Below are 12,996 nucleotides of genomic sequence, written 5' to 3'. Positions count from 1 at the left end.
TCTATTTATCTCGACAAAATAACCTCAATCTTCCTTCAAAAAATTGACCCATAAAACCCAAGATCAATACTGAAGGCGTTCCATAAAAAAGGAGAAGACTATGAAAACGATCATTCTAACAGCTTTGCTTAGTGTCGGCCTGACGGCACAGGCCAACCAAGACTCAGCAACAACGAGTGCATTGGAATTCTCCAAAGAGGAGGCTGAAGTCGCACCTCGCGGAGTTCTTCCGTTCATTGGCCTTGGCGGTGGTTATACGGGCTATGACACCAACGGTGCCGCAGAGGGGACACCATCGACAATTAAACTCTTGGGTTCATGGTATCTGGAAAGTCCCTGGGTCATGGATCTGGGGTATGGTGTGAACAACCAGCAGTTCTCTCAAGCCGGCGACGGCCAGGAAACGGCCATCACCGATGGCGCCCTGGAGTTCGCGGCCCGCTACAGATTTGACAACCGCTGGCAACTGGGTGTGGTTGCTAACCAGCTGTACAATCAAGGGGAAAACTATCTGGCAGACCAGGCCGATGCTCACTTCGTCGGGCTGCAACTGCTCCGAGAGTTCAATATGACGCCAAGCTGGCTGGCCCGCCTGGGTCTGCGTGCCGAGTCCCTGACCAACAATACTGATGGTCTGGTGAATATGTACCTGATCGATTTGCAAATCGGTTGGAACCCCGGCGCTTACAAAACCTCCGTTCGCTCCACTGCGGCAACAGAGCCGGCAGAACCTGCTGAACCTACATACCAGCGAACCGAGCCTGCGCGTCCTGTGGCCGCCATGGAGGCTCCAGAATCCGCCCTTAAAGACGTGAACATGAACATGATTGCCGGTGCTGGCAGTGCGATTCAGTTCCGTTCTTCTCAGTACGCGATCTCTGGCGCCGACCGACGTAAGCTGTCCCAGGTGGCCAAGGTACTGAATGAAAATCCTGACCTGGTTGAAAGAGTGGAGGTTCACGGCTTTGCCGACGCTTCAGGCTCTGAAGAAACCAACCAAAGAATTTCCCAAGCCCGCGCTGATTCCGTGAAAGCTATCATTGAGCGAAATGGTTTCACCAACGTTGAAGCCGTGGGTAAAGGGGCCACCGATTCCACCGGAATCAAGTCCCGTGACCGCAGAGCTGAATTGATATTTGTCGGAGTTAAAGATGAAGAGGCTCTAAGAAGAGCTCTTTCAGAAATTCGTTAAAGTCACCTAGGTCTAAGAATACAAGACGCGGCTTCCTTCGTTGAAGTCGCGTCTTTATTTTTCAGCAAACATTATGACCATCTCTGGATCATAATCCGAATCCACCTCTTTGGCGAAATCCTGCCACTCCTGATACAGATAATCCTCCTCCCCTGAAACCTCAGGAACCGTTACCGGTCGAGGATTTCCAACCATCACCACGACAGCCATGGAGGCCGTCAAAAGAGGTACCAGAACCAGCCAAGCCCCCCTGCGCTTGCGTTTTTTATCTTCAATCTTGCGCCATATGGCTCTGTCCTCTCCCAGAGGACTAGGTGGCACGGGCGAGGCATTTTCTTTCAAAAATATCTTAAGATCGTCGCTCATAGTTTGACTCCTTTCTTTTGCAAAAGGTCATTCATTCTTTGTCGGGCCGTGTTCAGCCGCGACTTCACTGTGCCCTCTGGAATATCCAGGATCGTCGAGATATCCCGCAGCGATTGTTCCTCCAGATAAAATAATACAACCACGACGCGCAGATCAGTTTCCAGGGATCTCAGGACCAGATCCACAATTTCGCGATTAGAAAAGTCCTGCTCCAAGCGCTCTTCAAGATTGTCAGTCTCGACCTCCGCGCTTTTCCTGTTTTTGCGAAGATAATCAACTGCACAATTATAGGTGATTCGGTACAACCAGGTGGAAGCCTCACTGTCCCCGCGAAAGCGATGACGGTTTTCCCAGGCCTTCAGAAAGGCCTCCTGAGTCAGATCATTCAGCACGCCCTCTCCGACCAGACGGAAAAGAAGACCCCGCACTTTTGTTGCATGGGCCTTATAAAACTCGGAAAACTGTTCAGCCTCGTGCAAACTCACAAAAGACCTAATCCTCTTTTGCAGTCTTGCCGAAAAGCTTGGCTTTTTGATCGTCCGTCAGAATATCCCGAGCGTTCAACAATGAATCCAGACGGCTCTTGGACAACTGATTCTTCTTATCCAACATCAACTGATAGGCCTTCGTCACATCCTCTTTTGTTGCACTGGTGCGTAGGGACTCCTTGAACGCCTTGCGGGCCGCCTTCATTTCCTCTCGGATCTTCTCGGACTCCACACGATTTGCCTGTCGAATGGCTTTTAATTTTTCTTTTTGTTCGTCAGTCAGCCCCAGATCCTTCATGTTCTTAGGACTGAAATGCTTTTCCAAGGGAGAAATCTCATCCCCTTTGTGATGACCCCCGCCGTGCCCCTCGCCGCGAGCCCAGGCTGTTCCCGCACTCAAGGTCATGGCCATTGCGACTGCTATTATGAGGTTTTGCATCATGTCTATCCTCCTATTGAAACTTTAGACGAAGCATCTTCAGTAAAGGTTCAGGAAATTCGGTGGCGTTTATTTTGAGATAGGCTTCTCTATAAGAGCTTTGAGGATTAAATGAATCGCTTTCTCCATTTGGTCCAGCTCCATAAATGGCGTCCCGGGAGCCTTGTCTGCTGTCTGCTCGGGCAAATAAGGGACATGGATAAAACAAGCCTGGACGGACAAACCCCGGTCGCGGATGGTCTTTAAGGTCTGGTAGTACAGGTGATTGCAAACATACCCCCCGGCACTAAGGGAGATCTCTGCGGGGATTTGATTTGCTTCAAGCAGCAGTTTCCACAAAGGCAATGGCAGGTCAGTGAAATAGGCGCCTTCGGATTGAGGTTCAATGACTCCCCTATGGGGAACAAACCCGTCTTCATCAGGGTGTTCGGTTTCAATCCAATTCAGAGCCACCTGCTCTAAAGATATTTTTTTGCGCCCACCAGCTTGCCCCAGCATCAGAACAGCTTCATACCCTTGAAGCCCCAGCTGCCGCACTAACAACGGACTAGCCTGTTGAAAAGACACCGGCAACAGCAAGGTGTCGACCCGATCCTGAAAAGCCAAATCCCTCTTGATTCTTTCAAGAAGGACTTGGCTGGGATTCATGCTTTCTCCCAGAAAGGGCAAAAAGCCGGTGATAAGAATTCTTTTTTCTTTCATTACTCGAAGTGACTTCTCCATGTCATATAGAAGTCGTTACTGTATGTACCATTCAAAGGATGACCTTTGATACGGAATTCCACTTTCGTGTTAAACTCACGGGTCAAGGCCTGTGCTTCAGCATCTGTTCGAGGCACACGAGCCCCCATCTGTTTAAGCTGGGAAATCGGAATCCAATATTCACGAGTGCTGACGCAAGTGCCATTGCCGGACCACGGGCCATTTTCCGCACAGTCACGACCCCCGTTCCAATTGAACAAACGGAAGACAACCTTGGCCTGATTTGAGTTAGAGAAGAAATGCCAGTTCTGACCAATATGCTCGTACTGGGAACTCAGCTTCTTGAAACCCCAGCTCCATGGAAGCTGTTGTTTGGTATCATAGCTATCCACAAACTCAGGACTGTGGGTCAGAACAAAGGTGCGTAGCACGGCCGCTGAAGCCTGTGCACCATAAGAGGAAGAGAAGCCACAGTGATTGCCGTATTTAAGATTCAGGACACCCACTTGTGCGGACTTTTCGTAGACATCATCATGCTCCATCACTTCGGCGTTGATGCCATTATTTACAACCATATCGTCTTTGGAAGCCCAGATCATCAGAGGTGTTTTAACCTCATCCTTCCAGTTCCAGAAGTTGTTGCTTTTCATAAAGGCCGATGGCGTGCTGGCAATCCCACGACGCTGCAATGAAGTGGAGGCCAGTGTTGCAATATAGTCCGGCATGTCTCTGCGATTTGAGGGAATTTTACTGTCGCTGATAAGATCCGGTACATCAGTGATGTAGTTACGGGCCTCTTTGAAATGCTCTTTGGTCATTTTCGCAAAAGCTCGGCCGACGATCTGGGTCCCGTACAGATGATCCAACGTCGGACGCAAACTGATCACCGGGCAAATCGCCGTCACCGAATTATAGACCTTGCCACCATTTGGCAACAGATACTTGTCATTGTAAGCAGCCCCCAGAACAGCGGCATTGCCGCCCAGGCTGATTCCCATAAAGTGCAGACTGGAAATGCGGTCCTTATGCTCCCACTTCTGAAGCATCCATTTACCCACCTCGATGGCCTCGAAGCCTTCAGACCATCCGCCCAAGGTGACACGTTTGTTCAAATAGATATAGTCCATACCCGTTTGATTCGCCAACAACAGAACATTGAAAGGAGACTGGTCAAACAAGTGCATCAGATAGCTTTTCATGGAGGCTGTCTGAGCCGCAGAACAGAAGACCCCGCACTTCACGATCACCAAAGGACGTGGGCGAGTATCCTGCTTCAGCGCCAGAATTCCTGGAACTCTTGTTCCATCCGAAAGTTTCACAGTGAATTCTTTCACCTGTGGGTGAGACAGGAAGGGATACTGATACTTGGAAAACTTCAGCAAGCCCAACATTCCGGTCCAAGAACGTTGAGTCAATTCACCTGAACATTTTTTGAAATACGCCCGCGCCACATTGTAGTATTGAGCAGTGGTCAGTTTGCGACCCACCACACTGTCTTCAAAGCGACGAGGATCACAGCCTGGGGAGATCTCTTTCGTACTCAGACCATCGGGCACTTCCTCAAAGAGGCCTTTGGCAGAAGGGACATCCTGACCGGACTCTTTTGCCAGCTCCTGATAGAACTGAGTTTCAAGATCGACTGTTGGAACCTGGGCTTGAGCCAAAGATGCCGCACAAATTGATAACACCGCCATCGTACCGATAAACACGCTGCTAAACTGCGTTGCCATTTTTCTACCTCACGTACTTCGAAAGGCTTATCGGGGGCGGTTTTTAGCTGGTTTAGAAAAAACTCAGATTGTCTAAAGTCTCGACATTTTCCCAAACAATTCCAGAAAGGGGGCAATAATGAAAGGACAGGATTTGAGTAATAAACTCGTTGGCCCTGTGCCAGCCGTGCTCGGGAATTGCTCCATCCTGAAACAAAAAACCGCTCGTTAAAGAGCGGTTTTTGTGTTTTATGTTCATCTTTAGAAAGTGCTCTATGCAATTTTCTTAATTTGCGAAAGCTTGTCTTTAAGAACCGAATTTTCATGCTTCAGGGCATTTATTTCCGAGGAAAGCTGATTCACTTTGCGTTTCAGGAACTCATTTTCCTGCTGGGCCGCAGGATCTGACTCGCCCACGATATTGGGTTTAGAGTCAGACTTGACCGGTGTTGGCGCAGACGCATCAAATGTCGGTGTGGCAAAGGCATTCACACTCAGAAGCTCTTCGATGTTTTCAGGAATGTGCAGTTCAGGATCCACTTTCTCCAGGCGAATAATACCTTGAGAAACAAAGCCACGAACTTCCGACAGCATTTTTGAAATACAAGTCGACTTTTCCGCCGGCGTTGGCGATGACTCGGCCATCATATCAGTGATTTTTCTTTTTGAAATGGGCGGCAGGCAGCTTAAAAGACTGTCCACCTGCTCCTGAGGATTTCCATGCAGAGCATTGGCCAACGTCAGGGGCTGAACGCGAGAGAAAATCTCCACCAGGTATTGACCGTCCCAGCTGTAAACGCGTGTGATCGTCAGGATGCGCTTGCGAAGTGCCTCTTCCCATGCTGGGCTTTCCCCGCCAATCAACCCCAGGAACTGCTCTCGCTTCGCCGTTGGAGAAGTTTCCAGAAGTTGCAATAGTTGATAAAAGCCGCCCTTTTTCTTGTATCTGTCTAACATACCCATATCTAGTTTATCGGAAACGTAATACAGGACTAAAGCACCTGGATCGCCAAAATGTCTGATCAAAAAAGTTTGATCCAGTTTGAAACCAACTCGCATTTACAAAGTTTTGAATTTCATCACTTTTACACAACTTCACTGTAAAACGTCTCATTTTATACAAATCCTGCTGTCTTTAAACGAAGCAGCTTGGTTTTTGCGGACCAGAGTCTCAAAATGAAAAAAGGCAAAGCCGATTTGCAGCTTTGCCTTTTGGTGATTTTAATTCGTTCTCTTCTTACTGAAGGGCATCGCACTTATAGGACAAGTTCACACTGGTACCCGGCGACAGATACTGATTAAAGCGCAGTGTTTTACCATCCAGGTAGTAACCCACAGGTGTCCCTGAAACCGTCACAATCAGATCACTCGGATTTGCACAGTTCAGCATAATATCCTTGATACGATCCGTGATTTTAGATCGGATCTGACCCAACTGGGAAGTATAGTCAGAAGAACAAATGTCTGCTGCCACACCCCAACCGGCTGTTGCGAAGGACAGGTAGACATTGCCAATACTGCCAGTCACAAGGCCTGTGGTTGGAGCATATCCATCCAGCGCCTGGCTGTTTTGCTGAGTCAAACAAGCATTATCTTTAACAACAATAGAGTGCACACTCAAAGAGTTGAACTTGTCAGCTCCCAGGCTGTTTTTAACATTCGTGATCAGATAGTTCGGCTGATCCATTTGATCCAGAACATATCCGTTTTCACCGTAAAGGCCGCTTCTTTCATCTTCATCCGAAAGGAAAATCACCGCCAAGTGAGCATCGTTGCGGATAAAGCTTGATGGATTGTTCTTCACAACCATATTTGCAGCATAAACACCGCGTTCGTCCCCGGAAGGACAGTTCTGAGAGTACTTCGTGGAGTACTCTGAGGAGTTTATGGAGTTCACATCACCACCACGATCCCGAATCCACTTTGCAATAAACTTTTCACACGCCAAAGTCTCCGGGCGCTGAATTGTATTGTCGAACAGGGACATACGATCGGTGTGAGCCGGAGTGATATAAGGAGTCCCTTCTTTATAATAAATCAAATTTCCACCGCGGGAACCGCTCACATCCGTTGTCGTCATCGCGATACGATAGTCAATTTTTTGATTGTCGAGTTCCGCAATAAAGTTTCTAAATCGTGGCGCCAGGCGTGCCTGCTCAAAAGACATCGAAGCGGAGTTGTCGTTGACGATCAAAATATCGACCTTTCCACGACCCGCCGTTTGCGTGTAATTAAAGGCGTATTTGCCGTTTTCCACCACGCACCCGGAGTCTTTACATTTGCTGTCGTCCAAAGAGAACTTCACAGGGGAACATCCCACGTAAAGTCCTACGAAGAAGGAAATGGCAGCCATCTTAGTGAGTGTTTTCATAGACACACCTCTCTCACCCCTTTACTTCCAATCTCAGTGCCAAGATCGGGTGTTTTTTACAAACCACTGAAATCACTGGAATTTTTATGTTTCATTTCAAGACCCCTGCACCTCCAGGTTTGTCGATATCTTTGACAGAAGCCCGCGAAGGACACTTTTTTGACTGCAATTTCAAGGGGTTAGTTTTTTCTGGAGGCCTAGGCCGAAGGAGCGATTTTCGTCTGTCTGGGGTAAAGGCTTTGTCGCGCCTTTCGTTCTTTCACATAATAAATGAGCAGCTATATTCTCTGCCCCTACACAAAGCTCATTGGTAGAGGGCTCTTACATACAGGAGTCGGCATCATGGTCGCAAAGCTTCTTGGCACACTCATCATTCTGGCAGCCCTTACGATTGGATATACCATCTTGAAAGAGGACCTGGATCTTCCAAAAAAATCCGAAAAGAAAGAGTCTGCAGCATGTGTACAACTGACTCCAGCCCAGCAGCTGGCAAAAATGATCAACGATGATTTTCAGAATCTTGAAGCCGAAGGCCAGCTCCCAGCGGAGTGGAAGGACATCGCCACCGTGGAAATCCGCATGAACTCCACCCTCGCCCGAACAATTCTTGGAAAAGAACGCCCGAACATCCAGCGAGTAAAACAAGGTGCCAACTATCTGGAGCTGGAAATCGTGGATCTGCCTGACGACGAGAATCCCGGCGTGATCATTCAAGCCAGTCTGTTCAATATCAAATCAAAAAACAAAATCTTTGAGATCGGTCGCACTTACACGATGAATGATCTTAACAAGATCATTCCGGAAAAAACCACTGAAGGTCCGGCAAAAAAAGACGCCACAACTTCTCTACAAGATGTCCCTGGAACAGATGCATCTCCAACTGCAACAGCCGCCCCTGTTGAAGAAACCACGGCTCCGCCAACACCCCAAAGTCCGCAGCAACCACGGAAATAGTTTTTCAGTCAGTGCTATTAAAAGAACGAGTCCTTCTCAGTGACTCGTTAAAAAAATCAACAAGGAGAACCTTTTATGATGAAAAAGCGCCTCTTCCTTCTGCCCGCTTTGATGCTGCTTTCGGCCTGCGCATCTCAGCCAAGAAAAATAGAATCTATAACTCAGCAAGAGACTTCCCCAACGAAGGGCTTCGATGCCGTATTGTCGCAGTACAACTATCCATTCCCGGTGCGCTACTACAACTTCAAGTCGCAAGGTCAAGAGCTGAAGATGGCCTATATGGACATCAAGCCGGAAAAAGAAAGCAAAGGTGTTATTGTTCTTCTTCATGGAAAGAACTTTCCCGGAGCCTATTTTGAACAGCTCATTAATTCTTTAAAGGCCGAAGGCTTCCGCATCATCGTGCCTGATCAAATCGGCTTCGGAAAATCCACCAAACCCAGCTACTACCAATACAGTTTCCATACATTGGGACAAAATACACAGAGTCTTCTAAAGTATCTGGAAATCGACAGATACAAACTTCTCGGACACTCGATGGGCGGCATGGTGGCCACCCGAATGGCGTTAATGTTCCCGGAATCTGTCAGCCAACTTTTCCTAGTCAATCCAATCGGTCTTGAGGATTGGAAGACCATGACAGCTTACCGGCCAGTGGAGGACATCTATCGCTCGGAACTTGCCAGCTCTGCTGAGAAAATTAAACAGTACCAGTTAGATAGTTACTACGATGGAAAATGGAAGTCAGAATATGACAAGTGGTTGGAGATTCCCACGGGATGGATTCAGGGGCCAGACTATCCGGTGATTGCCTGGAATTCTGCCTTAACCGCTGACATGATTTTCACACAGCCGGTTTTTTATGAATTTAAAAATGTAAAAGTGCCAACTGTTCTGATTATCGGCCAACGCGATAGAACGGCGATAGGAAAAGCCTGGGCACCAGAGAAGATGAAAAAGAAAATGGGAAACTATCCCACCCTAGGAAAACAAGTCGCTCGCCTCATTCCGCAGGCAAAGCTGGAAGAACTTAACGGCCTTGGGCATATGCCTTTCATCGAAGACTATTCAACCTTCTGGAAAGCCTTCAAAAGACATCTTTGATAGACAAACACCTATTCAAAAACAGAAAAAGCCCGGAAGTGTCCGGGCTTCTTTTTATCTAGATCCAACTTTCAGGCAAAAAAAAACCCGGCTTACTTTCGTAAGTCGGGTTCGAGTAAAAAAGAGCTGGCATCGTGCTACTCTCCCACATGGTCGCCCATGCAATACCATCGCCGCAAGAGGACTTAACTTCTGAGTTCGGAATGGGATCAGGTGTGGCCCCTCTGCTATAAACACCAGCAAAGCGTTTATTAAGTCAAAGTGGTTAGCTTCTTACACTAACCTTTCTGTTCTTTGCAACTTGCTTCCAACACAAATGGAGAAGTTACTTCTTTTAGTTACAATCGAATGATTGATTTAATTGATTTTTAGCGATTAACGGTTAGTCCCATCAATCACTCTCTTACTTATTCAGAGAGCTAGTCTCTCGTTCCTTTAAAAGGAAGTCTTTGAGACGAAATCTTCGTCAAGCCGAAGCCTGAGAAGAAAAATTTTAAAAAAGCCTCACGACCTATTAGTACTGATCAGCTCAATGTGTTACCACACTTACACCTTCAGCCTATCAACCTCGTAGTCTCCAAGGAGTCTTTAGGGGGCCGAAGCCCCAGTGAGATCTAATCTTGTAGTTTGCTTCCCGCTTAGATGCTTTCAGCGGTTATCAATTCCGAACATAGCTACTCTGCATTGCCGCTGGCGCGACAACAGAAACACCAGAGGTTCGTCCATCCCGGTCCTCTCGTACTAAGGACAGGTCTACTCAAATCTCATACGCCCACAGAAGATAAGGACCAAACTGTCTCACGACGTTCTGAACCCAGCTCGCGTACCACTTTAATTAGCGAACAGCTAAACCCTTGGGACCTGCTCCAGCCCCAGGATGTGATGAGCCGACATCGAGGTGCCAAACTCCATCGTCGATATGGACTCTTGGATGGAATAAGCCTGTTATCCCCGGAGTACCTTTTATCCGTTGAGCGATGGCCCTTCCACGCGGGACCACCGGATCACTTTGGCCTGCTTTCGCACCTGCTCGACTTGTAGGTCTCGCAGTCAAGCCCCCTTATGCCAATGCACTCGACGCCTGGTTTCCAATCAGGCTGAGGGGACCATCGCGCGCCTCCGTTACTTTTTGGGAGGCGACCGCCCCAGTCAAACTGCCCACCAGACAGTGTCCCTCTGCTCGTAAAGAGCAGCAGGTTAGATTTCAAAGGTGCCAAGGGTGGTATTTCAAGGTTGACTCCACAATGGCTAGCGCCACTGCTTCAAAGTCTCCCACCTATCCTACACATGCCAACTCTAAAATCACTGCCAAGCTACAGTAAAGGTTCACGGGGTCTTTCCGTCTTTCTGCGGGTACTCGGCATTTTCACCGAGAATTCAATTTCGCGAGGCATTTGGTCGAGACACCGGAGAAGTCGTTACGCCATTCGTGCAGGTCGGAACTTACCCGACAAGGAATTTCGCTACCTTAGGACCGTTATAGTTACGGCCGCCGTTTACTGGGGCTTCGATTCTCTGCTTCGCTTGCGCTAACAAATCCTCTTAACCTTCCAGCACCGGGCAGGCGTCAGTATGTATACTTCGTCTTGAGACTTTGCACATACCTGTGTTTTTGATAAACAGTCGCTACTCCCATTTCTCTGCGACCCGAAAAAGCTTGGGGAGTAAATCCTTACACTCTCGCGGGCACACCTTTTCCCGAAGTTACGGTGTTAAGTTGCCGAGTTCCTTGACCAAAATTCACCCCATCGCCTTAGGATATTCACCCCACTCACCTGAGTCGGTTTACGGTACGAGCTAATAAAACTAAACTTACGAAACTTTTCTTGGATGCATGGCTTTTCACACTTCCGGGACAAGTCCCTCGCATTCACACCTCAGAGTTACGACCAGCGGATTTGCCTACTGATCCTCCTACATGCTTACACCTCAATCCAATAAGAGGCTGTGATATCCTACACCGTCATTCCTTAAGCGCGATTTATTAGGTAACGGAATATTAACCGTTTTGCCATCGACTACGCCATTTGGCCTCGTCTTAGGGCTCGACTAACCCTGGGAAGATTATCTTTACCCAGGAATCCTTGAGTTTTCGGCGCCCGGGTTTTTCACCCGAGTTCAACGCTACTTATGTCAGCATGATCACTTCTAGTTCGTCCAACTGTCCTACCGGTCAATCTTCATCCTACACTAGAACGCTCCCCTACCACTAAAATATAAAATATCTTAATCCAAAGCTTCGGTAACACGCTTAGCCCCGTTGTATCTTCCGCGCAGAGTCACTAGACTAGTGAGCTATTACGCTTTCTTTAAAGGATTGCTGCTTCTAAGCCAACCTCCTAGTTGTCAAAGTAACTCCACAACGTTCTCCACTGAGCGTGCATTTAGGGACCTTAGCTGTTGGTCTGGGCTCTTTCCCTCTCGACTCATGACCTTATCACCCTGAGTCTGCCTGCCAGGGAACATATCTATGGCATTCGGAGTTTATTTGGGTTTGGTAATCCGGTAAAGACCCCTAGCCCATTCAGTGCTCTACCTCCATGATATTTTTTACCTGACGCTATACCTAAATATATTTCGGGGAGAACCAGCTATCACCCAGTTTGATTGGCCTTTCACCCCTAATCACAGATCATCAAAAGAGTTTTCAACCTCAACTTGTTCGGTCCTCCACGAGGTGTTACCCTCGCTTCAACCTGTCCATGATTAGATCACCGGGTTTCGGGTCTATGCCTGCATACTAAATCGCCCTATTCAGACTCGCTTTCGCTACGGCTCCACCTGCAACGGCTTAACCTCGCATGCAAACATAACTCGCTGACTCATTATGCAAAAGGTACGCTATCGCCCACTTAAGGGGCTCTAACTGCTTGTAGACTTACGGTTTCAGGTTCTATTTCACTCCCCTCTCGGGGTTCTTTTCACCTTTCCCTCACGGTACTTGTTCACTATCGGTCACTAAGGAATATTTAGCCTTATGAGGTGGTCCTCACAGATTCCCACAGGATTTCACGTGTCCTGTGGTACTCGGGATGCCGCTAGGGCCTTCGAAGTTTTCGAGTACGGGGCTATCACCCTATCTTGCCAGACTTTCCAGACTGTTACTCTAACTTCTCCGGTCCCACATCGCGGTCCCACGACCCCTCCTTCAAATTAATGAAGAAGGTTTAGGCTGTTCCCCGTTCGCTCGCCACTACTGGGGGAATCTCGGAATTGATTTCTCTTCCTGAGGGTACTGAGATGTTTCACTTCCCCTCGTTCGCTTCAAACAACTATGTATTCATTGAGTGATACCATAAATGGTGGGTTTCCCCATTCGGAAATCTCCGGATCAAAGTGTGTGTGCCACTCCCCGAAGCTTATCGCAGCTTACCACGTCCTTCATCGCTTCTTAGTGCCAAAGGCATCCACCGTAAGCCCTTTGTAGCTTAAAAAAATGGAACTAACCTCGCTAAAAATCAACTAAATCAATCTATTCAATTGTCAAAGAACAAAAACTTGTTCACGTAAAACTCTAACTTACACCGCATTCAACCGTCAGTAGAACTTGGTGGGCCTGGGAAGACTCGAACTTCCGACCCCACGCTTATCAAGCGTGTGCTCTAACCAACTGAGCTACAGGCCCGTTAGGCTTCACTCTCTCAAAACTAAACAGCTAGATAGATTTTTGG

General features: G+C 48.0%; 10 protein-coding genes, 1 tRNA gene and 2 rRNA genes. 3 read left to right on the top strand and 10 right to left on the bottom strand.

Going from position 1 to position 12,996, the window contains the following annotated elements; all coding sequences use genetic code 11:
- The first annotated feature begins 100 nt into the window (after window positions 1-100).
- On the top strand, window positions 101-1,192 hold the full coding sequence (locus ACZ5ZZ_RS03790; protein ID WP_464118124.1) for an OmpA family protein: 1,092 nt from the start codon (window positions 101-103) through the stop codon (window positions 1,190-1,192).
- A 54-nt stretch (window positions 1,193-1,246) separates the two neighbouring features.
- Here ACZ5ZZ_RS03790 and ACZ5ZZ_RS03785 read toward each other — a convergent pair whose 3' ends face one another.
- The 7 genes from ACZ5ZZ_RS03785 to ACZ5ZZ_RS03755 form a co-directional block, all read right to left on the bottom strand.
- Complete coding sequence (locus ACZ5ZZ_RS03785; RefSeq protein ID WP_464133556.1) at window positions 1,247-1,558, bottom strand: hypothetical protein; 312 nt, start codon at window positions 1,556-1,558, stop codon at window positions 1,247-1,249.
- On the bottom strand, window positions 1,555-2,043 hold the full coding sequence (locus ACZ5ZZ_RS03780; RefSeq protein ID WP_464133553.1) for an RNA polymerase sigma factor: 489 nt from the start codon (window positions 2,041-2,043) through the stop codon (window positions 1,555-1,557). Before ACZ5ZZ_RS03780 ends, ACZ5ZZ_RS03785 begins: the two co-directional genes overlap by 4 nt.
- A 7-nt stretch (window positions 2,044-2,050) precedes the next feature.
- Window positions 2,051-2,488: a Spy/CpxP family protein refolding chaperone gene (locus ACZ5ZZ_RS03775; protein WP_464141312.1), complete on the bottom strand. Its 438-nt coding sequence runs from the start codon at window positions 2,486-2,488 to the stop codon at window positions 2,051-2,053.
- A gap of 66 nt (window positions 2,489-2,554) precedes the next feature.
- Window positions 2,555-3,187: a pyroglutamyl-peptidase I gene (locus tag ACZ5ZZ_RS03770; protein WP_464141310.1), complete on the bottom strand. Its 633-nt coding sequence runs from the start codon at window positions 3,185-3,187 to the stop codon at window positions 2,555-2,557.
- Window positions 3,187-4,917 carry a hypothetical protein gene (locus tag ACZ5ZZ_RS03765; protein ID WP_464141308.1) on the bottom strand — a complete coding sequence of 577 codons (1,731 nt, stop codon included), beginning with the start codon at window positions 4,915-4,917 and terminating at the stop codon, window positions 3,187-3,189. Before ACZ5ZZ_RS03765 ends, ACZ5ZZ_RS03770 begins: the two co-directional genes overlap by 1 nt.
- 252 nt (window positions 4,918-5,169) lie before the next feature.
- On the bottom strand, window positions 5,170-5,859 hold the full coding sequence (locus ACZ5ZZ_RS03760; RefSeq protein ID WP_464141306.1) for a FliG C-terminal domain-containing protein: 690 nt from the start codon (window positions 5,857-5,859) through the stop codon (window positions 5,170-5,172).
- A gap of 274 nt (window positions 5,860-6,133) precedes the next feature.
- Entirely contained in the window at window positions 6,134-7,267 is a 1,134-nt protein-coding gene (locus tag ACZ5ZZ_RS03755) for an MIDAS family adhesin (protein WP_464141304.1), read from the bottom strand.
- Window positions 7,268-7,609: 342 nt separating this feature from the next.
- On the opposite strand from ACZ5ZZ_RS03755, the gene ACZ5ZZ_RS03750 reads away from it, so the two are divergent.
- Together ACZ5ZZ_RS03750 and ACZ5ZZ_RS03745 are read left to right on the top strand one after the other, a co-directional pair.
- Window positions 7,610-8,221, top strand: a complete 612-nt coding sequence (locus tag ACZ5ZZ_RS03750) for a hypothetical protein (RefSeq protein ID WP_464141302.1) — start codon at window positions 7,610-7,612, stop codon at window positions 8,219-8,221.
- 78 nt (window positions 8,222-8,299) lie between these two features.
- Entirely contained in the window at window positions 8,300-9,325 is a 1,026-nt protein-coding gene (locus ACZ5ZZ_RS03745) for an alpha/beta fold hydrolase (RefSeq protein WP_464142361.1), read from the top strand.
- Between the two features lie 124 nt (window positions 9,326-9,449).
- Here the strand turns inward: ACZ5ZZ_RS03745 and rrf are convergent.
- The 3 genes from rrf to ACZ5ZZ_RS03730 all read right to left on the bottom strand — a co-directional run bounded on the left by rrf (window position 9,450) and on the right by ACZ5ZZ_RS03730 (window position 12,950).
- Window positions 9,450-9,566 (bottom strand): 5S ribosomal RNA (rrf, locus tag ACZ5ZZ_RS03740).
- 252 nt (window positions 9,567-9,818) lie between these two features.
- A 23S ribosomal RNA gene (locus ACZ5ZZ_RS03735) occupies window positions 9,819-12,759 on the bottom strand.
- Between the two features lie 114 nt (window positions 12,760-12,873).
- Window positions 12,874-12,950, bottom strand: a tRNA-Ile gene (locus tag ACZ5ZZ_RS03730).
- Window positions 12,951-12,996: the final 46 nt, after the last annotated feature.

This window comes from Bdellovibrio sp. HM001 (genome assembly GCF_055397275.1).
The sequence above is the reverse complement of the archived record's forward strand: the minus strand, read 5'-3'. Positions and strand labels throughout refer to the sequence as shown.

Coding starts and splice junctions, on each gene's coding strand:
- ACZ5ZZ_RS03745 (WP_464142361.1), top strand. CDS start 8,300: ATGAAAAAGCGCCTCTTCCTTCTGCCCGCTTTGATGCTGCTTTCGGCC.
- ACZ5ZZ_RS03785 (WP_464133556.1), bottom strand. CDS start 1,558: ATGAGCGACGATCTTAAGATATTTTTGAAAGAAAATGCCTCGCCCGTG.
- ACZ5ZZ_RS03750 (WP_464141302.1), top strand. CDS start 7,610: ATGGTCGCAAAGCTTCTTGGCACACTCATCATTCTGGCAGCCCTTACG.
- ACZ5ZZ_RS03760 (WP_464141306.1), bottom strand. CDS start 5,859: ATGGGTATGTTAGACAGATACAAGAAAAAGGGCGGCTTTTATCAACTA.
- ACZ5ZZ_RS03755 (WP_464141304.1), bottom strand. CDS start 7,267: ATGAAAACACTCACTAAGATGGCTGCCATTTCCTTCTTCGTAGGACTT.
- ACZ5ZZ_RS03775 (WP_464141312.1), bottom strand. CDS start 2,488: ATGATGCAAAACCTCATAATAGCAGTCGCAATGGCCATGACCTTGAGT.
- ACZ5ZZ_RS03790 (WP_464118124.1), top strand. CDS start 101: ATGAAAACGATCATTCTAACAGCTTTGCTTAGTGTCGGCCTGACGGCA.
- ACZ5ZZ_RS03765 (WP_464141308.1), bottom strand. CDS start 4,917: ATGGCAACGCAGTTTAGCAGCGTGTTTATCGGTACGATGGCGGTGTTA.
- ACZ5ZZ_RS03770 (WP_464141310.1), bottom strand. CDS start 3,187: ATGAAAGAAAAAAGAATTCTTATCACCGGCTTTTTGCCCTTTCTGGGA.